We start from the raw sequence: 23,034 nt of genomic DNA on the forward strand, positions 1-23,034 counted from the left end.
TTACATAATATGAACACTATAACGTATCTGAGGAATACCGTCAATCCGTTCCCAAGAATTTAAATGAATTGGTGAAAACTGATGCATCCTGAACTAACAAAAAAACCTGATCCTCACGGACCAGGTTCCAAATAGGCTAGTTCTGTGCTACAAGATCCGGGCGAAGACGCTTTGCCTCATTCAAGTAGACATGACTTACTTCATCTTGACGTTTTGTCGTATTTACTTGAACCATGAGTCGGATACAGCGCTCTAATCCACCCTTAACAGGTATTTCAATGGAGCACATGAGAGGGACAAGCTCCCATCCATTCATTTGCCGAATGGCTCTTGCTGGGAAAGTAGCATCCAAATCCGTCGTCATCGTCACAAACACGGAGCAAATATCTTCAGGTACGATATCGTTCACCCGTACAATTTCATTTAACAGCACGATTGTCTCGGACAGAATTTCTTGATCATCATTCGCCGTTACGGTCGTCGCACCACGTATGCCGCGTACCATCACTTAAATTTCCTCCTTCAATTCTATTACCACTTGACGGACGAGTTCCGCAGAGATATCCTTCATAATCTCCACCTGTCCAATCGCAGTCGGTACGACGAAGACCATCGAACCTTCTTTGAACTTCTTATCATGCATCATGGCATCCATGATCTGCTCCACATTCAGATGTGGAGGGATCGATGTCGGCAAGCCAAACTTCGTGAAAATCCGCTTCGTCTCTTCATGGATCGATGCATCAAATCCTAAGTGCTTCGCAATCAACGCGGAACCCACCATACCAATTGCGATGGCTTCCCCATGCAGCAACTCGTTATAACCAGACACCGCTTCAAGCGCATGACCGATTGTGTGCCCTAAGTTCAGAATCGCGCGCAAATCGTTCTCACATTCATCCTCAGCAACGACGCTCGCTTTTACACTGCATCCTTTGTACAATCCATAGCTTAACGATTCTGGTTCTAACGCAAGCAAATGCTGCACATGCCCATCGATCCATGCAACAAACTCAGCATCCCAGATCAGACCGTGCTTGATCATCTCCGCAAGTCCCGAAGCCACTTCACGGGCTGGAAGGGTACGAAGTGTATTCAAATCATAGAGCACCATCTCCGGCTGATGAAATGCGCCGATAATATTCTTCGCAAGTACATGATTAACGCCAACTTTGCCGCCAACACTGCTGTCATGCGCAAGGATTGTCGTTGGCACCTGAACGAATTTGATACCGCGCATATAAGACGCAGCCACAAATCCAGCAAGATCTCCGACAACACCGCCCCCCAAGGCAACCACGGTCGAGGAGCGATCCAGCCCTGCTTCGAGCGCCACGGTCACAATTTCTTCGAGTTGAGACAACGACTTCGACTTCTCTCCCGATGGGACAATATAGCTAGCCGTACGATAGCCACCCGATTGAAGAGCAGCTTCAAGTACCGACAAATAATGAGGCGCTACCGATGAATCTGTTACGATCATGATTGGACTCTTCGATGTAATGCCACGTTTCGTAAAGAACTGCGCCGCTTGGTGGAGCAATCCTTCACCAAAATAGATCGGATATGATCTTTCCCCTAAATCAACTGTCAGTTCTCTCATATTAGTAATTCTCCAACTGTGCTAAGTAATTGTTCAAGTTGGCACGAATTTCTTCGATGGAATCGCCACCAAATTTCTCTAAGAATGCTTTCGCAACTTCCCACGCAACGACATGCTCCATCACGACGCTTGCGGCAGGAACAGCACAGCTATCCGAACGTTCAACTTGTGCAGTGAACGGTTCCTTCGTATCAATATCCACACTAGCCAATGGCTTATACAACGTTGGAATTGGCTTCATCACACCACGAACGACGATTGGCATGCCATTGGTCATTCCGCCTTCGAACCCACCAAGACGGTTCGTTGCACGATGGTAACCTTGTTCCTCAGTATAGAGAATCTCATCATGGACTTGTGAACCACGAATCTTGCCTGCTTCAAAGCCAATTCCGATCTCACAACCCTTGAATGCGTTGATAGACATGACCGCTTGTGCAATGCGTCCATCCAATTTACGATCATATTGAACGTGGCTTCCAAGTCCAACGGGTACGCCTTCAATGATACATTCCACGATCCCGCCGATGGAATCGCCTTCCACCTTAATCTGATCAATATAAGCTTCCATCTTCTTCTCTGTCTCTTGATCAACAACGCGAACGGAAGACTCTTCTGTAAGTCGGATAAGTTCATCCAAAGGCAAATCATTCGCAGGGGCTTCAATTTCCCCAATACGGATCACTTGTCCACCTACTTTAATACCGAACTCAGCTAACAGCTGACGAGCAATCGCACCGCAAGCCACACGTGCTGCCGTCTCGCGAGCACTTGAACGTTCAAGCACATTGCGCAAATCCTTCAAATTATATTTCAAGCCGCCGTTCAAATCCGCGTGCCCTGGGCGTGGACGATGTACACGACGCTTCTCTTCGTCCGTACCTTCCATTGGCTCAATGTTCATAATCTTCGTCCAGTGTTTCCAATCGTTATTCTCGACAACCAGCGCAACAGGGGCTCCTGTTGTCTTCCCGTGGCGCACACCGCCAACAATATTCGCTGTATCTTTCTCTATTTGCATCCGGCGTCCGCGGCCGTAGCCTTTCTGACGACGATGCAATTGGAAATTCAATTCATCGAAATCTAACGTCAAATTACTAGGCAGTCCTTCAATAATTGCTGTAAGCTGTGGTCCGTGGGTTTCTCCAGCTGTCAAATAACGTAAAGTCACGTTGCTTTCCCCCTTTAAACTGTAAAACTGCAATTGGCTAAAATCCGTTAATATCTTGACTCATTATAGTATAGGAGGATACGTTTGACAACCAAGCGATACAAAAACACCTCCACCACGCAAACTAGCGTAAGTGAAGGTGTTCATCATCCGATTTCATTTTCCATGAGGGCCTTGCTATCCGTTAGCTGAATGTTTCTTAAGTGCAATCGGAACATCCGCGAATTGCGGATCATTCATGATCCCTTTCATCTGCACAGATTCAACACCTAATATTTGCGCACATTCTTGAATCGTAAGGAATCCACGACGATATGCAGCAATGACTTTCCGTTTGTCCATTCTGCGAACCCTCCAAATTTGGCACTTGACCATAGTATTGGCAGGAATCGCGCGTATTATACATCCATATCGATTTTATTTCTTTCGATAGAAGAATGTCTCTGAGGATTCAAGCGAATATTGCGCTGGTGTGAAGATCTGTTCCGTGCTTCCTACGAACAATACACCGCCAGGTCTTAATGCTTTAGCAAATTTGTGATACAACTTCGACTTCGCTTCTTCTGTAAAATAAATCATGACGTTGCGGCAAATGATCAAATCATATTGTGAATCGAAGGTATCCTCGAGTAAATTCTGTTTTTTAAATTGAATGGATTGGATGAGTTCAGGATTAACATGATAATAATCGCCTTGCTTCGTATAATAACGCTCTACATAATTCGGCGGAACTTCCTTTAGGGACCGTTCCAGATATAACGCATCTTTCGCACGCTGCAAAGCTCCATCATCAATATCCGTGGCATGAATCTGACTAGATCGGAGCAAGCCCGCTTCGGCCAAGATCATCGCTAATGAGTAAGGCTCTTCACCCGTGGAACACGCCGCGCTCCATAATTTCAACCGTGGGTTAGTTTTATATAATGTCGGCAAAATATTCGTTCGCAGAACATCCCACCGATTAGGGTTTCGCCAAAATTCCGATACATTGATCGTCATCCGATCCAAAAACTCATAGAACAACACTTTGTCTTTCATCATCGCATCATAAAAAGCGACAAACGTGTTGTATCCATGTTTAAGGCGAAGCGTCGTTAGACGACGCTTCATTTGTGCCTCTTTATATTGCGCAAGATCAATACCGGATTTCTCCTTAATCTTACGTATAAATACAGTATAGTCTTCATCTCTCTCTAATAGGTTCTCCATCCAAACATCACCTTTCGGACTAGATCCAAGGTTTAATTGCTCTCTCATAGCTGACTAATTCATGAGGTTCAAAGAAGTTGTTAATCTCACGCTCTGCACTCTCTGGTGAATCGGAGCCGTGGATTAAATTGAAAGCCGTGTGGACAGCGAAATCTCCGCGAATCGTCCCTGGAAGCGCATCCAATGTATTCGTCTTTCCAATCACTGCACGAGCTAATGGAATGACTTGATCTGCTTCCCATACCATGGCGAAAACAGGGCCAGACGTAATAAAATCGACGAGTTCTCCAAAAAACGGTTTCGCCGCATGCTCTGCATAATGATATTCGGCCTTCTCACGCGGAATTACCATTAATTTAGCCGCGACAAGCTGAAACCCCTTCTTCTCAAAACGACTTACGATTTCCCCAATGAGACCGCGTTGTACGCCATCTGGTTTAACCATTAAAAATGTTCTCTCCACAACTTTCACCTCACAGATTAGTCAAAAAACTATATATGCAATCGTTCACTACCTTCATGTTAGTAGGAACGCTTCGCAACAAAGTGAGCGATGTCGGTTAAATTCTTCTTCGCTTTGCTATTCGGCAGTCCTTCCAAAGCACGCAGTGCTTTGGCGATATATCGATCCGCCATTTGCTCAGCCAGTTCAAGACCTTGACTGCCACGAATCATTCGAATCGCGGTAGATGCATCATAATTGCCTTCCTGTCGCTGAATCTCTGCGATCTCGAACAGCAATGGTTCCCGAAGCTTGTCTTCTTGGAGCGCAAGCAAAACTGGCAATGTAATGTTGCCTTGACGCATATCACTGCCAGGCGGTTTGCCAATTTGCTTCTCCGTCCCGCATAAATCGAGCAAATCATCGCGGATTTGGAAAGCCATTCCTACATTGTAACCGAATCGATATAAAGCTGCACTAATTTTTTCAGAAGCGCCCGAAGCTACCGCTCCTAGTTCACAGCTTATTGCGATCAACAAGGCTGTCTTACGCCGTATTCTGAGCAAATAGTTACGTATCGATTGATTCGTATTAAAGAAATCTCTTAATTGCTCCAATTCACCGATACACATCTGCACGATGGCCTTCGACAAGATCTGGTGAATCTTTGGATTATGTAATTGGGTGACAATGGTCAAAGCCTTGGCATAGAGGTAGTCCCCCGTGTACATGGCAATTTTATTATCCCATTTGGATTTGACCGTGAGCTGTCCCCGTCTTGTATTCGCATCGTCAATCACATCATCATGAACGAGCGTAGCCATATGAATCATCTCGAGCGGAACAGCAACATACTTCAGCTGCTCCAGATCATAGGTCCCGAACTTGCCAGACAGCAGTACGAAGACAGGGCGAAGCCGTTTCCCCCCTGCCTTAAATAAATGCAATGACGCTTCGCTCAGCAGCTCATGGTCACAGCGAATCTCAGACTCAAGCTGATTCTCGATGAACTGCACGTCTTTCTTCATCGTCGTATAGAGTTCCATTAGTTTCATTCTTTCACCTGTGTGACCGTATTATCTGACCAAATGCAGATTTCAACTTCCTTATCAATAAGCCCGAGTTCCTTGCAATATCGGAAATACAATTCTAACCCATTTTGCTGCGATTGTCCAAAATCATGGCATAATCCTCCAAAATATCGACGCCAGTAAGTTGGTGTACCGCCAATTTCAATGGTAGCTTTACGTACGATCGGCTCAACATCTTGCTTTATTCGCTCTCTGCTGTCATGGAATGCTCGCAGAATCGAACGCATCTCTACTGGATAGTTCTCCGTCACTTGACGAGACACAGCCCAGACCGCAAAAGTCATCCATTCACCAGTAAATGCATTCCAACGTTCACCCAGGTCCATCACTTCATAATCGGTATGCTGCCAATCTGCTCGAATGGCATGATCTCCAATGAGGAGGGCCGCATCCGCTTGTTCCATCATCTCAGGGAGCGACGGATCCATCACGAGATAAGTGGGTGAACCGCCATAGAATTTCTCGATAATAATCTTGAGTAAATTTACCGATGTTGCTGAGGTATTCGTTAGTGCGATCGTACCATGCAGCACCTCTTCAAGCGGTTTCTTCAAGAACAATAGAATCGATCGAACAGGACCAAATGCGCTTACTGATAAATCAGGGAATAGAACATATCTCTCCCAAGATGCGCCATAGGCAAACGACGAGATCGGGCCCAAATCGATTCTTCCTTCGAGCATTGCTTGATTGAGCTGTGCAGGGACTTGATGCGTCGTCTCCACGTTAATTCTTAGTTGCTCTGGACAAAAATGATAAAACACCGGCCAGACATTCGTATAATTAATCTCTCCGATGCGAATCGGACTGCTTGACTTGCTGCTCATCCGAATCCCCCCATCTGATGTACAATTCATGATCGATATGGACCTGATCGAGCACCTTACCAACAAGGAAGTTCACTATGTCGTCCAAGGTCTGAGGCCCATAATAGAATGCTGGCATAGCCGGTACGATTCGAACGCCCAGCCGTGCCAATTTCAACATATTTTCTAAGTGTATTGCGTGCAGTGGTGTCTCACGTGGCACGATGATGAGCGGACGCCCTTCCTTGAGCATCACGTCAGCAGCTCGTCCCATCAGATTATCTGATGCTCCGTGAGCGATGGACGATAACGTCCCCATCGAACAAGGCATAATAAACATTCCGGCTGCGCGGAAGGATCCACTTGCAATGCTCGCGCCGATGTCTTGAATCGGATGATAGATAAAGTGACCTTCATAATGCCCGAACTTCTGGTTCAATACATCTTGGCGCTTAACAACTTCCCACCTGAGCTCTTCTTTGATCACACGCCATCCGGCATCCGTGATGATGATATGCACTTCGAACCCCGCTGCAAGCAGGACCTCGATCAACCGAATTCCATAAATCGAGCCGCTAGCACCCGTGATTCCGACAGCCCATCGCTTCGATTGCGGCATGATGTTCATCTTAGTGGAACACCACCAAATCAAGGAATGTAAACACAAATACGACGACACTTAAGATTCCATTCATCGAGAAGAAAGCCGTGTTCACTTTGCTTAAATCATGCGGCTTCACCAATTTGTGTTCGTAGAAAAGAATCGCATAGGCAATAATCATGCCGGCAAAGTACATCCAGCTCAAATCTGTCATCAGGTATAACGAGATGAATCCAATCGCTGTAAGAATATGAAAACCGCGAGCGATCCATAGTGCACCTTTCAGCCCGAAGCGAACAGGTATAGAATGAAGACCCTGCGACTTATCAAACTCATAGTCCTGGCACGCATAAATAATATCAAAGCCCGCTGTCCAGAATGCGACGGTAAGATAGAATACAATGGCCGACCAATCAGCACTATTCGTAACAGCCACCCATCCACCTAAAGGAGCGAGTGCGATGGTGAGTCCAAGTACCACATGGCATAGCCATGTAAAGCGTTTCGTATAAGAGTAGAACACAAGAAAAAAGACCGCAATTGGCAATAAGCGCATTGCAAGCGGTTCGAGTTCAGCTGCCGCCCAAAATAATAATCCGAATGAAACGATGGTAAATAATACGACCTCTCCGATTTTGAGCAACCCCGCTGGAATAGCTCTACCTTCCGTACGCGGGTTCTTCTTATCAATCGCTGCATCAATCAGACGATTCAAGGACATCGCTGCCGTTCTTGCCCCTACCATAGCGAGTAAGATCCAACCAATCTGCGCCCAAGAAGGTAAATGATGATGCACGACAACCGAGCCAAGAATGGAGCCCATGAATGCAAAGGGTAATGCAAATAATGTATGTTCGAACTTGATCATTTCTAGAAATATAGCAATTTTCTTAAACATTGTTACGCTCCTTCATCCCAATATGAAGCGCAGCAATACCACCGGTCAGTGGATAAGCTTGAACATCATGCAGTCCAATCTCGCGGTATATTTCCGCTAGTTCATATCGACCTGGAAAAGCAACTAAGGAATCTGGAAGCCATTTATACTGCTCATAACGCTTCACAAGATATTTGCCAATGAGTGGAAGAACCTTTTGGAAGTAGAAATAATAAATCCCTTTGAATGGCTGCCAGGTCGGCTTGGATAATTCGAGACATACGATCATCCCTCCTGGCTTAACAACACGCTGCATCTCCTTAAGTACCCGTTTCAAATCCGGTACGTTGCGAAGGCCAAAGCCGATCGTCGCATAGTCAAATTGATTATCTTCGAACGGGAGTTCCATCGCATTGCCTTGTACCAAATCAATTTGCCGGGTTTTTCCTGCGCGATCCACTTTCACTTTACCTACATCCAACATATTCTGACTAAAATCAAGACCGACAATGTTCCCTGTCTGACTAGCCTCTGCAATACTAATGGTCCAGTCGCAGGTACCGCAGCAGAGATCAATCGCCGTATCCCCAGGTTTCACATTCATCTTCTTCATCGTAAATTTACGCCACGCCTTATGGCGCCTAAAACTCAGGACATCGTTCATCATATCGTACTTCGGAGCAATATTCTCGAAGACGGCGTGAACGAATTGTTCCTTTGTTTTGGATGAATTCGTATCCATCATTTCCTCAACCTTCCTTCACGACTGTCAGAGGCTCATGCGTTATTCGAAGGAATGGCTCTGCAATACTCATAAGGTCTCGATGAATCTTCTCTGAGACGGGCTCGCGAAGCATGTTCTGAATATCAGCAATGGTCTGACGAAGCTTGTCTAATAATAAATTGTGTATATTATATTTCGTCCATAAGGACTGGATATGACGAACTTCTACTTTGTTATCCCGCAGCAACAGTTGGTCTTCTTCTGTTCCCTCTTGCAGGATATGCCAATAGGCCCATGATCCTTTGAACGAACGTAATTCGTTATTCTTGTTCATTTCTTCACGAACAATTTCACATTGTGTAAAAGCACGGAGCATATCCGGCCAAGTCTTCTGATTCACCTCATCTATGACGGACTGGAAAGCGGTGAGCAAATACATCTTGAGCTGAACGAGAAGTGATAAATATTCATCGGTTGAGAGCAGCAATTGCTTCACACGCATGTATAAATTCATCTTCTGCCGGTTCACCTCACACACGGCTTCACTTAACTGCCTCACCATATTCACTTCACCCGCTTGTGCGAGCAACTGGTAAAATCGACTACTGAAAAAGTCTCCTGCTAGTACGTTAACTTGACGCGTTCGCATCTCTCGCTCCGATTTCTTCTCGTCATCGGTATCGATCAAGTCATGAGTGTCAAGACCCATCTGCACCAAAGAAGAAGCGAGTGCATATAGCTCGCTATTTCGCTTGATAGTTGGGTTTTTATCCAAGTAAACAAACAACAGACGAATGCGAGCGTCCGGGAAATCGGGCATCTCCATGTTGCTGCTGATCATATCATGTTTCATAGCCTTTTCGGCCAATTCTGGAATCCGATATCGTTTCATTAAGATGCCTCCGAGCATACTGCGAGTACAAAATTCTGTAGACCGAGCAATCTAAATTATTATAGCATAAGTTATTTACCCACGCACTGAATCTCATTCGCTTTTTTTGACAGAAATTAATCCTTAGATCCGAATTTTTTATTCCATAATGCGGTATATCGTAAATGCAGCTTGTCTTCAACTTCAGGAGAAAGTCCGATCGTTAATGTACGAAGCATCTCCAAATCCGCACGATCCCAATCATCTCGGCTTGCATCCGCTGCAAGGAGTAGACGCTTCGTCGAGGTGGATCCGTCATCCGGCGTTACAAATCGTAGAAAGAGCTGCTTCACATTCGTTGTTTGGGTGAAACTGAATAAAATAATCTGATGCATATGCTTATAGATGTCTTGAGCCGCATTAGGTGTATTCCCCACATTTAGATCGAGGGTAAGCGTAGTTCCGCTCCAGACCACACGACCAATATGCATTTGAAGAGGCAGCTCTGCAAGGACATCTACCAGATTATTCGAATGAATGTCGATCGGTGCTGCCTCGGAAAATACCGGCAGCGTCTTATGATCAGAAGGAGGTTGCATATACCCGTGTACGAGCAAAGAAATCATTAGTGTAACCATCAGTGATCCTGTACATGCAAGTAAGATCGGTTTAATTAAACGCATAAATAGCGCCCCTTTCGCATGGACCTGTTCGTCCATGAATAACCCCTACTGCATTGTACAATCAAAAAAAGCAGGCTATGCCTGCAAATTTTCTAGCTGTCTGTTTCCACCGTACCATATTTGGTCAATACCGTTGCACTGCCGCGAATTTTGATCGCTGAAGTGTGGTCTGTAAACTGCGCGATAAGCACTTCACCTTTGTCTAGCTTCTCGGTGTGATGGAATCTTGTATCTTGTCCACGCGTTAAGCCAATGACTTGGACGCCTTGGGATTTGGCCTTGACGATAATATACTCGGCGTTGCTGTTATTTTTCTCTTCCACCTGCATGACACTCCCTTCGAATCTTCGGTTCTTCTCCCTCATCCATCGAATAGAAAAGAAAAAGCCGTGAACAACAGTCACGGACTAATTCTAAAACACTCTAATATGTACAATCGTTTATTTAATTCCGTCTTTAAGTGCTTTACCCGGTTTAAACGCTGGGATTTTGCTAGCTGGAATTTCGATTTCTTGACCCGTTTGCGGATTGCGACCCTTACGAGCGGAACGTTCACGTACTTCGAAGTTACCGAAGCCAACGAGTTGAACTTTATCGCCGCTTTGAAGTGCTGCAGAAATGGCATCAAATACTGCATCTACTGCTTTAGTCACATCTTTCTTCGAAAGCTCAGTTGCCTCAGCTACTTGTGCAATCAATTCAGATTTGTTCATGCTCTTTTCACCTCCCCAGAAGGATTATGCTCCAATATCATACTGTCTTTACCGTTTCGCTAAAAATTATACATATTGCTTGGATATTCGTCTTTCTCAAAACGGCCCGGCACCTTCGTGCAGGCAGGAACAAACTTATAGTAATACACTGTGCCCAGAATTTCAAGTGCCCACGGTTGTTTTAGCGCATAATACGATTGAAAAATCCAAAACTTTGCTTAATTCTTCCCTGATCTGGTCCGATGCAGGTAGTAGAACGTGACTGCAAGAGCGAGGACAAGGACGATACCTTTAATAATATCATGCATAAAATACTGCACATTCATCATCGTTAATCCGTTCACAAGTACCCCAATCAAGACAGCGCCGAAAAATGTCCCGATCACATTTGGTTTCCCTGCACCCATTACGGAGAATCCGACGAATACCGCTGCAACAGCTTCCATGAGGAGTGGCGCACCCGCATCGATCTGCCCCGATCCAATCCGTGCTGCGAACAAGACACCTCCAAATGCTGCGAACATACCGGAAGCGATATAAGCAAGCGTACGTACTTTTTTGACTTTAATCCCAGACAACCGTGCAGCCTCTTCATTCCCACCTGTGACATACATTTGTCTGCCGAAGCGCGTGTACGTCAAGAAAATATGAACAACGGCTACGGCGATAATAAGCAAGATGACGGGAATCGGGATCCCAAGCCATTCGCCTTGTCCTAGCCATAAGAATGATTCACTGAATTTACCCGGCGCTTTCGTGCCATCTTGGAACTGCATGTTGTTATAAATGGAGTAGCCGGACGTGTATGTCTTATGCAATCCAGATACGATATACATGACCGCAAGCGTCGCGAGTAAGTCTGGAATGCGGATTTTCACGATAAAGAAAGCATTGACACAACCAATGACGGCCCCGATCAATAGCGGAACCAAAATGACGATATAGAGCGGTTGCTCATACCATACCATCAAGGATGCCGCAACGACGGTCGAGATCGAAACGGTCGATCCTACAGACAAATCAAATCCATCTACAATCAGCGAAAGGGTTACCCCGATAGCTACGAAGGTTACGATTGAAATCGAACGTAGAATATCAGCCAAGTTCGCATAACTGAAAAAGTGTGGAAGCGTTAAAGAGAAAAAGAGTATAACGCCAAAAATGACAAATAATGATCCATACCGAAATAATAATTGCAGCACATTGTTCTTCATGCCTGTTCCTCCCGACCTGCGCTTGCGTAATACAATAGTTTCTCTTGTGTTGCCTCTTCTTGACGGAACTCCTTCACAATTCTGCCTTCACACATCACAAAAATCCGATCCGCAATACCGATGGCTTCCGCAAATTCACAAGTGAAATAAAGAATGCCTTTGCCTTGCTCGGCAAGATCCCCAATCAATCGGAAAATGTCGCTCTTCGCCCCAATATCGACACCTTTCGTCGGTTCGTCGAAGAGAAATACATCCGCTTTGGTCTCTACCCATTTCCCAATCGCAACCTTCTGCTGATTACCGCCGCTTAGAAACTTTACTTGCTGCTTCATGGAAGAAGTCTTCACACCCAGACGCTCAATGAGGCGACCCGCATGTGCCTGTTCCATCGCGCTGCGAACGAAGCCGAAATGGCTAAGCTGCTTGAGAAGCGGCAAGCTTAGATTGTGCTGTACGGAGTCTTCGACCATAATCCCATGCTTGCGACGCTCTTCTGGTACGAGCACGATCCCTGCATCTATCGCATCTGTAGGCTCTTTCAGCCTAAGTGATGTCCCGCGTAACTGTACGTGTCCGCTATCACTTCGCAGTGAGCCAAATAACACATTCGATAGCTCCGTTTTTCCTGCGCCGACAAGTCCGACCACGCCCACGATTTCTCCTTCACGAACCTCGAGATTGACCTGCTTGACCTTGTTCCCCGAAGTCAATTGCGAAGTCTTGAGCAAGACCTCACCGATAGGTACCGTCCGCTTCGGAAACTCTTCATCGAAGGATTTGCCGAGCATTTGCCCGATCACCTCATCAATGGAAGATCTCGAAGTGGATTCCGAATACACATGCTTGCCATCGCGCATAACCGTCACTCGATCACTATGCTCGAATACTTCCGGCAATCGATGGGAAATAAAGATACAACCAATTCCTTCCTCTTTCATTTGCTTCATGACACGGAATAGGTTATTCGTCTCTTCATGGCTGAGCGGCGCCGTTGGTTCGTCGAAAATAATAAACTTCGCTTTCTCCACCAACGTTCGCGCGATTAAGATCATTTGTTTCTCGGAAAGGCTCAGTCCTTCTACTTTTTGACGAACATCGATCGATGCGCCTAATTTGGCTAACGCTGCTTCTGCTTCCTGATAGATTTGTCCCCAAGAATGCCATAAACCGCCTTCCCTGTTGGAAAGTCGGTCTAGTAGGATATTCTCGGCAACGGTTATCTGCGGTACAAGCGCGGTATCTACCTCTTGGTATACACAATGGATGCCTTGTCGTTTCGCATCCGATGGCGACTGCATCTGAATCTCTTGTGAACCAATCGTGATTGATCCGGAATCTAGGGTGTAGGCACCGGACAATATTTTCATCAATGTACTTTTGCCAGCTCCATTTGCGCCGAGAAGCGCGTGAATTTCACCGCAATGAACGGTGAAATCCACTTCGCTGAGCGCCGGAATTCCCGCAAACGACTTCGTGATGCGCGTTAGACGTAACGTCTCTTGGTTTGCAGTCATCGCATTCGAACCTCATTTCGCTCTGTTGTTCAATGTACTATTCCTTATTTCTCGTAATCTTTCATCCAATCTTGTAATCCTTGGGAACTGCTGCCCCAACCTTTAATATATTTGGACAGATCAGTCGTCGATACTTGCTCCGCAGGAAGCGCATCTCGGTGAATGAATACAGGGTCAAGTACTACCGTATCATCTGTCGTGTCACCATGCAGTTTCTGATAGAGATAACGAACTTGGACGCGGCCAATATCCTTCGGATCTACTGCAGCGGATGCTACCCATGGATTCGCTTTGTCTTGAATCATCTGCAAATCCTCGTCGCTCATGTCGATACCATATACTTTAATCTCATCGCGGCCTGCTTGTTGAATGGCACGTGACGCACCTTTAGCGAATTCATCCCAAGCTGTCCATACCGCTGAAATGTCACCTTTGTTCGGGTATTGCTTCAATATCGCTTCCATTTGAGCTTGCGTATCGAGTGCTGTATTCGCGGACGCTGCGCCGAACGTTGCAACCTCTTTAATATCCGGATTTTTGCTCAGGAAATCTTGATACGCTACTTGTCTGCGTTCCATTGGAGCAAAACCTGCAACCCATACTTTAACGATATTACCTTTACCGCCGATATCTTTGCCCATTTGCTCAAGCGTCATTTCTGCCATCTTCTGATCGCCTTGCTGAAGCACAGTGACACCTGGAATTTTGACATCCGCGTCAAAAGCAACCACGGGGATCTTGCTATCTACAGCTTTTTGAATGCCCGCCTGAAGCGCTTCAGCCGTTCCGTGATCCGTTAGAATCCCGTCGAACTGCTGTGTAATCGCAACATTCAAATTCGAAGCCATTTTCGTCAGGTCACTATCTGCAGCGAATACGCTCACTTCACCGCCGAACTTCTTCACTTCTTCCTTCACACCTTCGATATATTGCTGCGAGAATGTACCGATGTTAAATTGCATCACGAGTGCGATTTTCTTTCCTTTAAGCGGTAGATCCTTCGATGCATCTGCTGTCTTCTCTGAGCCGGCATCTGCTTTGACATCACTTGCTGTATCCTTTGCGCCGCATGCACTGATGATGAATAACATCAAGATCAAGGAAATTAACGTCAACTTTTTACTTACTGTTCCAAGCTTTGCTTTCATTTTCATTTCCCCCCGTAACAAGTTCTTAATCTAGTAATCTACAGGAACCATTTCCCATAGATTCGTTAAGCAATACTATAACCTTTAATTCCGACCTTGTAAATTGGTTTTATGAAAGTTTTTGGCTAATTTTCCCGGAAAACGACAAAGAGACGCTTTTGTAAGCGCCTCTTTGCTTAAATATGGAATGAAATGGTCCTATAAAATGATTGCGATCAAACCGCCAGAGCCTTCGTTGATGATTCGTCCAAGTGTCTCCTGCAGTTTATATCTGGCATTATCCGGCATCATCGCAATTTTGCCTTGAATGCCTTCGCGCACGATGGAGTGCAAAGAGCGACCGAACATATCTGAATCCCATACCTTGATCGGATCGTTCTCGAAGTCTTGCATTAAGTAACGTACCAGTTCCTCACTCTGTTTCTCGGTACCGATGATCGGTGCGAATTCTGATTCAACATCCACACGGATCATATGAATGGACGGTGCAGTTGCCTTCAAGCGTACACCGAATCTTGAACCTTGACGGATGAGCTCAGGTTCATCGAGCTGCATCTCAGCAAGCGTCGGCGCTGCGATTCCATAACCCGTCGTCTTGACCATTTCCAACGCTTCGGAGAAACGGTCATATTCCCGCTTCGCATGGCTGAATTCCTGCATCAACTGCAAGAGATGGTCTTTCCCACGAATTTCAACGCCGACGACTTCCATCAAGATTTGATCATACAGTTCATCCGGTGCATATAGGTCAATCTCGGCAACTCCTTGACCCATATTCATTCCGCTCAGTCCTGCACGATCGATAAAATCATATTCCATAAATTGAGCCACAACGCGATCTACATCACGCAACCGGCGAATGTCTTTCACCGTATCGCGAACAGAGTTCTCGTAGTTGCTCCGGAGCCAGTGGTTATCATTCAGCACCATCACCCAGCTCGGAAGATTGACGTTCACTTCATGCACTGGGAACTCGTAGAGTACCTCGCGCAATACGCCCATCACATCTTCTTCACCCATCGTGGCGACGCTGAGCGTCATACAAGGAATATCGTATTTGGCAGCGAGTTCGGTGCGTAATTGCAATGCCTCATCACTGCGAGGGCGCGTGGAGTTAATGATTAAGACGAACGGCTTGCCGACTTCCTTCAATTCAGCGATGACTCGCTCTTCGGACTCAACATAGGAGCTGCGAGGAATTTCAGCAATCGTACCATCTGTCGTTACGACAACGCCTAACGTCGAATGCTCCTGGATGACTTTGCGCGTCCCAATCTCTGCTGCTTCTTGGAATGGAATCGGTTCTTCGAACCAAGGCGTAGAGATCATGCGAGGTCCATTCTCATCCTCATATCCTTTGGCACCCGATACCGCGTAGCCCACACAATCCACAACGCGCACATTCACATCAAGGCCTTCAGCGACCCGGATTTGTACCGCATTGTTCGGTACGAATTTCGGTTCAGTCGTCATAATCGTTTTGCCCGCAGCACTCTGAGGTAACTCATCAATCGCTCTAGCGCGGTCTGCATCACTTGTTATGTTGGGTAAAACAACCGTCTCCATAAACCGTTTGATAAAGGTTGATTTTCCCGTGCGGACCGCACCGACGACCCCGAGGTAAATATCCCCGCCGGTACGCTCAGCAATGTCCTTAAAAATGTCCACTTTTTCCACTGATATCCCCTCCTAAAATTTCTCTGATAGACGAATCTACCAGAAAACTTGATCACTATTCACTGCAACGTATGAGCTGTTGCCGTTGTCGCCAGTGTTTGCCGCCGCCAGGAATCAACTATGCGAAATGCGCGCAATGCGACGTTAACTCGTACATGCATTTGGACTAGTAACATCTTATGAGCGAGTGGAAAAAATATGACGTTTGTTTGTAAAAAAATAGATTCTCGTCATCTCTCTCTTCGAGGTGTTACCGTCCATGAAGCCTTCCAAGTATGATATATGAGCGGAATGGCAACCATATTCATCTTATTTGCCTCTAACAAAATAAAAAGCCCCTCAACACGGTTACCCGCTTGAAGGACTTACTAAATATTAATGATCAGACTCTTGGTCTTGTGCTCCGCGTCCGATGATGATAAGTACGATGGCAATAAGAACAAATGCTGTTAAAGCCAGCATAGGAATCGTAATAAAACCGAACCAATTCAAATAGTCAAAATTGCAAGGAATACCCACTTTGCATGGCGCCAGCTTCGCAATTCCAGGAATCTTCTGCTCAAGAATATGCCAAGTCGAAATGGAGCCGCCGATCAGGACAAGCGGCAGTGCATATCTGGTGATACGTGTATTATGTTCATAAGCGGCAATCCCTAGAATAATTACGAGCGGGTACATCAAGATGCGCTGGAACCAGCACAATCGACACGGTTCATACAACAGCACTTCACTCATGTATAGACTTCCTACGGTTGCAATTATGGAAATGAGCCACGCAACATAGAGCCCATACTTCAGCATCCATTGTCTCATGAAAAGCCCTCCGTTATTTCGCCAGCTCGGCTTCTATCAATTTGGAGACACTCTCTAGAGTTGGTTCACCCATCGGTTGACCATTGACAAAAATGGTCGGGGTTGACGTAATGCCAAGCTGATTTACAATCTTGTGATCGTTATCCAATTCTTTATCGTACAGCCCTTCTTGAACCTCTTTCTTGACCTTCTCCACATCAATGCCCGGAATATCCTTCACGATATTCGAGAGCATCTCTTCTGTTGCCCATATTTCACGTTCATCACCTTGCTGCTCGTATAGATGCTGGTAGTACGTCCAGAACGCCTCTGGGTTCTGTTTATATACCGCTTCACCGAACAGTGCAGCACGCTTCGAATCGTTATCTGACAGCTTAAATGTTTCACTCATGAACGAGAAATTGATAAAGCTTATTTTCGCTTTACCCGTATCGATATATTGCTCTTTCAATTTCGGGAACACATCTGTTTCGAACTGACGGCAGGATGGACACTTGTAGTCACCGAACTCCACAATTTCTACTTTGGCATCTTTATTTCCTAAGACCGGCTGCCCAACAGTCGAGATCTCATACTTCTTGCCTTCAACTGGCGGCCCATCCGCTTTGGATGGGGAGAGGGCACTAATGGCTGCTAATGCTCCAATTAGTAACACAACGACAATCCCTAGAAACCATCCAAAAAATTTGTTGTTCGGTTTCGACTTTGACTTATTCCCCTTATATGTTGACGAATTTTTCTTAAGTTTGCTCTCGCCCATCTTGGTCACCTCTCCAATGATTTATTCTTTACTTCGCACAGGAACGGGCTGCTCATTCACCCAATGATATGCTGTTGATTTTACCGGTGAATAGAAGGACGCCTCGACCAAATAATCACGTAAATCCACTACCTTAGCATTCACATTTCCCCCTGCCTTCTGGATTGCAGTTACAATATCTGCAGCATAATCGACATAGACTTTCCCCTTCTTGTCGATCATGATTGGTGCCGCTTCCCCGGAATAGACGCTCTTGATCTCTGGCATTTTACCGTTTAGCTGCTTTGCATCGATTTGATAGAAATCTGGATACAATTCATTCCCCAGCGGCAAGGTACCTGGATGCGCTTTCGCGAACTGATCGACGAGCTTCTGAATATCATTCATATGTTGGTAGACCGTCAGATCCATCAATTTTACTGCAGGCTTGGTTTCCTCGTTGATAATGATGAAGTAACCTGGACCGCCCTTTTCGTAAGAAGCATTCGGCACATCACTCAAATATTTCCCATCCACCAGGGGTTCGAAGTTAATCCGATATTTCTCGAACTTCGGAACATCTGTACCGCTCGTCATAATGGGTAATATACCTTTCTCTTTCTGATATGCCTCTACTGCATTCTGCACAAGCAAAACCGTCTCACGATAAGAGACCTGGTTCTCCGCGCGGAGTTCCTTGGGATACAGACATCCCGTTGTTGATAAGGCCAGCATGGTAAGCACCACCATGATCCCGGCTGTTCGTATGTACTTGATACGTGCTCTTGCAATCACAACCAGTCATCCTCCTGTTTCTGACGGGCAAGCTGCTTCCGAATCGCTGCTTTGAGCGGATCTTCCGGGACGTTAACCGACGTATCACCGCTAACTCGCGCTTGACAACCAAGCCGAATACCACGTTCGACGAGCGAGCCCAGTTTTAATTTTTCTTGTTGCGTCGGAGGCATTAGCCCTTCTTGATTCAGCACTTCAACTTTACACATTAGGCAAGAAGCCCTTCCGTCACATCGCGTACGAATGGCGACTTTGGCGCGTCGTGCTGCATCTAATATGGAAATGCCAGGTCTCACTTGTATTTTTCGATGTTCCGGTTCAAATGTTACTTCGCACTGCATCGGATATGCCTCACTTTTGAGTTAAATAGTTGTTCAAAAAATCGGCTTATCAGCATCGAGAAGGTTGCATAAAACTGAAGAAGGAGGAGCGAAGTTTAGGCAAAACCTAAATGAGCACCAGACTTCGAAGTTGAATGCAAGATTCGATGTCGATACCGCTTCTCGATAATTCTTCGTGATCATAAGGTGATTTTTTGAACTTCCTTCTAGAAGTATGTTTTGTTCTTGGCGGTAATGGCGCCTGCCTCACGAATGATCGCTTGGCAGCCGAGTCGATAACCCTCTTCGATCTCTTCGTCATCCAGACGATTCCGTTCCGCATCCGTCGGCGGCTCCAGGAACTCTGTACCTGTCTCAATAGTACACCGGCAGCGTGCACAAGTACCCCGTGTACAGGAGAAACCCCAGTCCACATCATGCTTGATCGCCAAGTCGAGGATCGACTTTCCAACTTCCGCTTCGATAGATTTTGTGACTTTTTTACCGATTAACTGTATTGCTTGTCCCATAATAGCCCCCATTTCTCTGCTGTCAACTATTTATATCATACAGGCCCCACAACATTATAGCACTCAAAAAAAAAGAACAAAAGATGACTCTTCCAATCTCAGAGTCCACTTTTGTTCTTCGGTTACCTACTTCTTCATCAACATCTTCATCACAGACTCCATATTGCTCAAGCCGCCGCTGTTCTTTACGGATTTAATGATGTCATTGACGGTTGCTTCCGATACTGGAATTTTAGCCATGTTCGATACTTGCTTAATGAGTTCCCGCAGCTGGGATTCGCTTTGCATCGTACTAGGTTTCACATTGCTGGCTAATTTTTTGATTTGATTCTCGGTTATACTTTTACCGGTCTTCTCTTTCACTTTATTTAATATATCCTTAGACACATTTTTGGCCATCGTACCCCTCCTCTGACGTAACTTCTACACATCATATGAGGGGGAAAGCTGCTTGGTGTAGGCGTACGAACAGAGTCTACGAATTTCTAAGCCAATCTTCCTTCTGTGTCTTCGCTATTTCCTCAATCTCATGCCTACGCACACGACCCATGAGCGCTTCCACAGCTTGTTTGCCTGGTTTATTCTCGAACAGCACTTGATAGAGTTGGTCTGTGATTGGCATATCCACATGATAATCACGCGCTAACGCGTAAGCAGCTTTGGTGGTTCGAATGCCTTCGACGACCATACCCATCTCCTGCAGCACGGTATCAATCGATTTGCCCTGCCCGATCTTCGACCCTGCCCGCCAATTTCGACTATGTTGACTTGTACATGTCACAACAAGATCTCCGACACCAGCAAGTCCTGCGAAGGTCATCGGATTCGCACCCATCTCTAGACCCAGTCTTGCAATCTCAGCTAATCCACGAGTTAGCAGCGCTGCCTTCGCATTATCTCCATAGCCGAGTCCATCTGAAAGACCTGCTCCGAGCGCAATAATATTCTTGAGCGCACCCGATAACTCGACTCCTAGCACATCCGGGTTCGTATAGACGCGGAAAAAGGAGTTAATGAATAAATCTTGTGCTTCTTCAGCTGCTTGAAGATTCGCCGACGCGACGACAACTGTTGTCGGACACAACCGTACGACTTCTTCCGCATGGCTTGGCCCGGATAAAACAACAATATCTGAAGCATCGCATTCTAATTCTTCAGCGATCACGGTAGACATACGCTTCAGCGTCTCCGTCTCGAAGCCTTTTGTCGCATGAATAACCAAGGTATCAGCCTGAAGATAAGCCTTCAACTCACGTGCCACAGCTCTCATCGCAGATGACGGAGCAACAATCAAGACAGCCTTCGCATCACGAACAGCTTCTTCCATCGAAGTCGTCGCTTCGATCCGAGGCGATAAATCAACCCCGGGCAAATAACGTTCATTCCGGTGCTGTTCATTAATCTGTTTCACTTGATCGGCATTTCGCGACCACAACATGACATGATGCTCGTTATTGGCAAGGACGCTGGCTAGTGCAGTACCCCAGCTTCCTGCTACAAGGACAGCTACTTTTTTAGACAACGCGACGTTCCCCTTTCTTCGCACCCAGCTTGTTCTCATTCCCCTGAACAATCTTCACGATATTCGAACGGTGTCTGACGAATGCGAATACACACAAGAGTAGGCTCGCCCATAATACTTCATACGGACGATTCATCACAATGAGTAGAATAGGCAATACCGCGGAGAGTATTAATGAACCAAGTGATACATACCTTGTTACAGCAATGACAATAATCGCCGTAATTCCCGCGAATAAGGATGGCAAGAAGGCAAGGGTTGCCATGACACCAATCGTCGTCGCAATCCCTTTCCCGCCTTTGAACCGAAAATAGATAGGCCAATTATGTCCGACAATCGCCGCAATACCACATAGAACGGGAACCCAGGCCGAAATATCGCCCATCCACTTGCCTAGCCATACCGCTAAGACACCTTTGGCCATGTCAAGCAATAATACACAGATTCCCGGCCCTTTACCAAGGACTCGTAACGTGTTCGTTGCACCTGCGTTGCCGCTGCCATGCTGGCGAATATCAATGCCTTTCAGCCATTTGGCAATGACGACACTGAAGCTAATCGCACCGATGAGATAACTTAGAATGATTGAGATAATCGCTAGAACCACGGTTCTCCTCCCTTTAATCCTCTATTCTTGATCGGTCTTCCGCCGTGTAAAGATACGAATCGGTGTGCCTTCGAACGTAAATGCAGCCCGAATCTTATTCTCAAGGTACCGTTCATATGAGAAATGCATAAGTTCAGGATCATTGACGAAGACAACAATTGTCGGTGGTTTCACGGCCACTTGTGTCACGTAATTAATCCGCATTCTGCGACCTTTATCTGTCGGTGGAGGGTTTATCGCAATCGCATCTGAGACTATATCATTCAGAATATGCGTCTGGATGCGCTGTGCATGCTGCTCGGATACATGCTGAACAACAGGCAGAAGCTTGTGAAGGCGCTGTTTCGTCAGCGCGGACAAGTAGACAACCGGACTATACGTCATGAATAGGAAATGATCACGGATCTTTTGCGTAAATTGTTGCATGGTCTTATCATCCTTCTCGACAACATCCCACTTATTCACGACAAAGATTGACGCTTTCCCCGCATCATGCGCATATCCTGCGATATGCTTATCTTGATCAATAATTCCTTCTTCCCCATTGATGACGACGAGTACAACATCCGCTCGCTCAATGGCTTTAATCGCACGCATGACACTGTATTTCTCAGTCGATTCGTAGACTTTACCTCGTTTACGCATACCTGCCGTATCGATAAGAACATACTTCTGTCCATCACGTTCAAATGGTGTATCAATCGCATCCCGAGTAGTCCCCGCAATATCACTAACGATAACGCGTTCTTCCCCTAGGATTGCATTCACGAGCGATGATTTTCCGACATTCGGACGTCCAATCAATGCGACGCGGATGACATCCTCTTCATATACTTCTTCTTCTTTCTCAGGTAGAAGCTCTACAACGACATCGAGCAAATCGCCAAGCCCGGTTCCATGCGAACCCGATAGTGCAACAGGATCTCCTAAGCCAAGGCTGTAGAATTCATAAATCTCATCCATACGGCTTAGATTATCAACTTTATTAACGGCCAAAACAATCGGCTTACCTGAGCGGAACAATAGTTGAGCTACCTCTTCATCCGCATTCGTAAGGCCACTCTTCGCTTCACACATAAATACAATCACATCAGCCTCTTCGATCGCAAGCTCAGCTTGTACACGAATCGACTTCAAAATAACATCCTCGCCATCGATTTCGATACCACCTGTATCAATTACACTGAACGGAACACCATTCCATTCCGCCGTACCGTAAATACGGTCACGTGTAATCCCAGGCTTATCTTCAACGATTGCAAGACGGTCCCCGATAATTCGGTTGAAAATCGTCGATTTACCAACGTTAGGACGTCCCACGATGGCTACTACGGGTCTAGACATAATCCATTTCCTCCTATATC

General features: G+C 46.0%; 28 protein-coding genes. All 28 read right to left on the reverse strand.

Annotated elements, in window-relative coordinates:
• Positions 1-136 precede the first annotated feature (136 nt).
• On the reverse strand, positions 137-508 hold the full coding sequence (aroH, locus tag AC3WU2_RS11440) for a chorismate mutase (RefSeq protein WP_492454178.1): 372 nt from the start codon (positions 506-508) through the stop codon (positions 137-139).
• A complete protein-coding gene (gene aroB, locus AC3WU2_RS11445) occupies positions 509-1,603 on the reverse strand; it encodes a 3-dehydroquinate synthase (RefSeq protein WP_492454180.1) in 1,095 nt (364 codons plus the stop codon).
• 1 nt (position 1,604) lies between these two features.
• Entirely contained in the window at positions 1,605-2,774 is a 1,170-nt protein-coding gene (aroC, locus tag AC3WU2_RS11450; protein WP_492454182.1) for a chorismate synthase, read from the reverse strand.
• Between the two features lie 177 nt (positions 2,775-2,951).
• Positions 2,952-3,116 (reverse strand): hypothetical protein, encoded by a 165-nt coding sequence (locus AC3WU2_RS11455; protein WP_018755320.1) that lies wholly within the window; start codon positions 3,114-3,116, stop codon positions 2,952-2,954.
• Between the two features lie 75 nt (positions 3,117-3,191).
• Positions 3,192-3,983, reverse strand: coding sequence for a CheR family methyltransferase (locus AC3WU2_RS11460; RefSeq protein WP_492454184.1), 792 nt, complete (start codon positions 3,981-3,983; stop codon positions 3,192-3,194).
• Between the two features lie 19 nt (positions 3,984-4,002).
• The gene (ndk, locus tag AC3WU2_RS11465) at positions 4,003-4,446 is read right to left on the reverse strand and encodes a nucleoside-diphosphate kinase (RefSeq protein WP_492454186.1); all 444 of its coding nucleotides are present in this window, start codon (positions 4,444-4,446) and stop codon (positions 4,003-4,005) included.
• Positions 4,447-4,505: 59 nt separating this feature from the next.
• On the reverse strand, positions 4,506-5,480 hold the full coding sequence (locus AC3WU2_RS11470; protein WP_492454188.1) for a polyprenyl synthetase family protein: 975 nt from the start codon (positions 5,478-5,480) through the stop codon (positions 4,506-4,508).
• The gene (locus AC3WU2_RS11475; RefSeq protein WP_492454190.1) at positions 5,477-6,343 is read right to left on the reverse strand and encodes a menaquinone biosynthetic enzyme MqnA/MqnD family protein; all 867 of its coding nucleotides are present in this window, start codon (positions 6,341-6,343) and stop codon (positions 5,477-5,479) included. Before AC3WU2_RS11475 ends, AC3WU2_RS11470 begins: the two co-directional genes overlap by 4 nt.
• Positions 6,300-6,950: a UbiX family flavin prenyltransferase gene (locus AC3WU2_RS11480; RefSeq protein ID WP_492454192.1), complete on the reverse strand. Its 651-nt coding sequence runs from the start codon at positions 6,948-6,950 to the stop codon at positions 6,300-6,302. The genes AC3WU2_RS11475 and AC3WU2_RS11480 overlap by 44 nt, the downstream gene beginning before the upstream one ends.
• 1 nt (position 6,951) lies before the next feature.
• Complete coding sequence (locus AC3WU2_RS11485; protein WP_018755314.1) at positions 6,952-7,821, reverse strand: UbiA-like polyprenyltransferase; 870 nt, start codon at positions 7,819-7,821, stop codon at positions 6,952-6,954.
• The gene (locus tag AC3WU2_RS11490) at positions 7,814-8,545 is read right to left on the reverse strand and encodes a demethylmenaquinone methyltransferase (RefSeq protein WP_492454194.1); all 732 of its coding nucleotides are present in this window, start codon (positions 8,543-8,545) and stop codon (positions 7,814-7,816) included. The genes AC3WU2_RS11485 and AC3WU2_RS11490 overlap by 8 nt, the downstream gene beginning before the upstream one ends.
• Before the next feature lie 4 nt (positions 8,546-8,549).
• On the reverse strand, positions 8,550-9,416 hold the full coding sequence (locus AC3WU2_RS11495; protein ID WP_492454196.1) for a heptaprenyl diphosphate synthase component 1: 867 nt from the start codon (positions 9,414-9,416) through the stop codon (positions 8,550-8,552).
• A gap of 116 nt (positions 9,417-9,532) precedes the next feature.
• Positions 9,533-10,114 carry a hypothetical protein gene (locus AC3WU2_RS11500; protein ID WP_492454198.1) on the reverse strand — a complete coding sequence of 194 codons (582 nt, stop codon included), beginning with the start codon at positions 10,112-10,114 and terminating at the stop codon, positions 9,533-9,535.
• A 56-nt stretch (positions 10,115-10,170) separates the two neighbouring features.
• A complete protein-coding gene (mtrB, locus tag AC3WU2_RS11505) occupies positions 10,171-10,407 on the reverse strand; it encodes a trp RNA-binding attenuation protein MtrB (protein WP_018755310.1) in 237 nt (78 codons plus the stop codon).
• A 111-nt stretch (positions 10,408-10,518) separates the two neighbouring features.
• Positions 10,519-10,791, reverse strand: a complete 273-nt coding sequence (locus AC3WU2_RS11510) for an HU family DNA-binding protein (protein WP_018755309.1) — start codon at positions 10,789-10,791, stop codon at positions 10,519-10,521.
• A 218-nt stretch (positions 10,792-11,009) separates the two neighbouring features.
• A complete protein-coding gene (locus tag AC3WU2_RS11515; RefSeq protein WP_379348224.1) occupies positions 11,010-12,005 on the reverse strand; it encodes an ABC transporter permease in 996 nt (331 codons plus the stop codon).
• The gene (locus tag AC3WU2_RS11520; RefSeq protein ID WP_492454201.1) at positions 12,002-13,519 is read right to left on the reverse strand and encodes a sugar ABC transporter ATP-binding protein; all 1,518 of its coding nucleotides are present in this window, start codon (positions 13,517-13,519) and stop codon (positions 12,002-12,004) included. Before AC3WU2_RS11520 ends, AC3WU2_RS11515 begins: the two co-directional genes overlap by 4 nt.
• 44 nt (positions 13,520-13,563) lie before the next feature.
• Positions 13,564-14,667 (reverse strand): sugar ABC transporter substrate-binding protein, encoded by a 1,104-nt coding sequence (locus tag AC3WU2_RS11525; protein ID WP_492454203.1) that lies wholly within the window; start codon positions 14,665-14,667, stop codon positions 13,564-13,566.
• Between the two features lie 198 nt (positions 14,668-14,865).
• Positions 14,866-16,344 carry a stage IV sporulation protein A gene (spoIVA, locus tag AC3WU2_RS11530; protein ID WP_492454205.1) on the reverse strand — a complete coding sequence of 493 codons (1,479 nt, stop codon included), beginning with the start codon at positions 16,342-16,344 and terminating at the stop codon, positions 14,866-14,868.
• Positions 16,345-16,719: 375 nt separating this feature from the next.
• Positions 16,720-17,157, reverse strand: a complete 438-nt coding sequence (locus tag AC3WU2_RS11535; RefSeq protein ID WP_492454207.1) for a disulfide oxidoreductase — start codon at positions 17,155-17,157, stop codon at positions 16,720-16,722.
• A 13-nt stretch (positions 17,158-17,170) separates the two neighbouring features.
• Positions 17,171-17,917 carry a DsbA family protein gene (locus AC3WU2_RS11540; protein WP_492454209.1) on the reverse strand — a complete coding sequence of 249 codons (747 nt, stop codon included), beginning with the start codon at positions 17,915-17,917 and terminating at the stop codon, positions 17,171-17,173.
• A 21-nt stretch (positions 17,918-17,938) separates the two neighbouring features.
• Entirely contained in the window at positions 17,939-18,691 is a 753-nt protein-coding gene (locus AC3WU2_RS11545) for a YphF family lipoprotein (protein WP_492454211.1), read from the reverse strand.
• Positions 18,688-19,032 carry a 2Fe-2S iron-sulfur cluster-binding protein gene (locus tag AC3WU2_RS11550; protein WP_492454213.1) on the reverse strand — a complete coding sequence of 115 codons (345 nt, stop codon included), beginning with the start codon at positions 19,030-19,032 and terminating at the stop codon, positions 18,688-18,690. Before AC3WU2_RS11550 ends, AC3WU2_RS11545 begins: the two co-directional genes overlap by 4 nt.
• Positions 19,033-19,238: 206 nt before the next feature.
• Positions 19,239-19,541, reverse strand: coding sequence for a 2Fe-2S iron-sulfur cluster-binding protein (locus tag AC3WU2_RS11555; RefSeq protein WP_492454215.1), 303 nt, complete (start codon positions 19,539-19,541; stop codon positions 19,239-19,241).
• 126 nt (positions 19,542-19,667) lie between these two features.
• Positions 19,668-19,940, reverse strand: coding sequence for a stage VI sporulation protein F (locus AC3WU2_RS11560; protein ID WP_018755299.1), 273 nt, complete (start codon positions 19,938-19,940; stop codon positions 19,668-19,670).
• Positions 19,941-20,016: 76 nt separating this feature from the next.
• Positions 20,017-21,063: an NAD(P)H-dependent glycerol-3-phosphate dehydrogenase gene (locus tag AC3WU2_RS11565; protein WP_492454218.1), complete on the reverse strand. Its 1,047-nt coding sequence runs from the start codon at positions 21,061-21,063 to the stop codon at positions 20,017-20,019.
• Positions 21,056-21,670, reverse strand: a complete 615-nt coding sequence (gene plsY / locus AC3WU2_RS11570; protein WP_492454220.1) for a glycerol-3-phosphate 1-O-acyltransferase PlsY — start codon at positions 21,668-21,670, stop codon at positions 21,056-21,058. Before plsY ends, AC3WU2_RS11565 begins: the two co-directional genes overlap by 8 nt.
• Before the next feature lie 21 nt (positions 21,671-21,691).
• Complete coding sequence (der, locus tag AC3WU2_RS11575) at positions 21,692-23,014, reverse strand: ribosome biogenesis GTPase Der (protein WP_018755296.1); 1,323 nt, start codon at positions 23,012-23,014, stop codon at positions 21,692-21,694.
• Positions 23,015-23,034: the final 20 nt, after the last annotated feature.

Source organism: Paenibacillus sp. EB106-05-06-XG162, from assembly GCF_058791655.1.

What these genes read in the sequence shown, in the direction of transcription:
- AC3WU2_RS11515 (WP_379348224.1), bottom strand. Translation starts at nt 12,005, where the DNA reads ATGAAGAACAATGTGCTGCAATTATTATTTCGGTATGGATCATTATTT.
- AC3WU2_RS11550 (WP_492454213.1), bottom strand. Translation starts at nt 19,032, where the DNA reads ATGCAGTGCGAAGTAACATTTGAACCGGAACATCGAAAAATACAAGTG.
- AC3WU2_RS11525 (WP_492454203.1), bottom strand. Translation starts at nt 14,667, where the DNA reads ATGAAAGCAAAGCTTGGAACAGTAAGTAAAAAGTTGACGTTAATTTCC.
- AC3WU2_RS11535 (WP_492454207.1), bottom strand. Translation starts at nt 17,157, where the DNA reads ATGAGACAATGGATGCTGAAGTATGGGCTCTATGTTGCGTGGCTCATT.
- AC3WU2_RS11560 (WP_018755299.1), bottom strand. Translation starts at nt 19,940, where the DNA reads ATGGCCAAAAATGTGTCTAAGGATATATTAAATAAAGTGAAAGAGAAG.
- aroB (WP_492454180.1), bottom strand. Translation starts at nt 1,603, where the DNA reads ATGAGAGAACTGACAGTTGATTTAGGGGAAAGATCATATCCGATCTAT.
- AC3WU2_RS11555 (WP_492454215.1), bottom strand. Translation starts at nt 19,541, where the DNA reads ATGGGACAAGCAATACAGTTAATCGGTAAAAAAGTCACAAAATCTATC.
- AC3WU2_RS11470 (WP_492454188.1), bottom strand. Translation starts at nt 5,480, where the DNA reads ATGAAACTAATGGAACTCTATACGACGATGAAGAAAGACGTGCAGTTC.
- AC3WU2_RS11495 (WP_492454196.1), bottom strand. Translation starts at nt 9,416, where the DNA reads ATGAAACGATATCGGATTCCAGAATTGGCCGAAAAGGCTATGAAACAT.
- AC3WU2_RS11460 (WP_492454184.1), bottom strand. Translation starts at nt 3,983, where the DNA reads ATGGAGAACCTATTAGAGAGAGATGAAGACTATACTGTATTTATACGT.
- mtrB (WP_018755310.1), bottom strand. Translation starts at nt 10,407, where the DNA reads ATGCAGGTGGAAGAGAAAAATAACAGCAACGCCGAGTATATTATCGTC.
- AC3WU2_RS11500 (WP_492454198.1), bottom strand. Translation starts at nt 10,114, where the DNA reads ATGGACGAACAGGTCCATGCGAAAGGGGCGCTATTTATGCGTTTAATT.
- der (WP_018755296.1), bottom strand. Translation starts at nt 23,014, where the DNA reads ATGTCTAGACCCGTAGTAGCCATCGTGGGACGTCCTAACGTTGGTAAA.
- AC3WU2_RS11520 (WP_492454201.1), bottom strand. Translation starts at nt 13,519, where the DNA reads ATGACTGCAAACCAAGAGACGTTACGTCTAACGCGCATCACGAAGTCG.
- AC3WU2_RS11475 (WP_492454190.1), bottom strand. Translation starts at nt 6,343, where the DNA reads ATGAGCAGCAAGTCAAGCAGTCCGATTCGCATCGGAGAGATTAATTAT.
- AC3WU2_RS11490 (WP_492454194.1), bottom strand. Translation starts at nt 8,545, where the DNA reads ATGATGGATACGAATTCATCCAAAACAAAGGAACAATTCGTTCACGCC.
- AC3WU2_RS11485 (WP_018755314.1), bottom strand. Translation starts at nt 7,821, where the DNA reads ATGTTTAAGAAAATTGCTATATTTCTAGAAATGATCAAGTTCGAACAT.
- AC3WU2_RS11540 (WP_492454209.1), bottom strand. Translation starts at nt 17,917, where the DNA reads ATGGGCGAGAGCAAACTTAAGAAAAATTCGTCAACATATAAGGGGAAT.
- AC3WU2_RS11455 (WP_018755320.1), bottom strand. Translation starts at nt 3,116, where the DNA reads ATGGACAAACGGAAAGTCATTGCTGCATATCGTCGTGGATTCCTTACG.
- AC3WU2_RS11480 (WP_492454192.1), bottom strand. Translation starts at nt 6,950, where the DNA reads ATGAACATCATGCCGCAATCGAAGCGATGGGCTGTCGGAATCACGGGT.
- AC3WU2_RS11510 (WP_018755309.1), bottom strand. Translation starts at nt 10,791, where the DNA reads ATGAACAAATCTGAATTGATTGCACAAGTAGCTGAGGCAACTGAGCTT.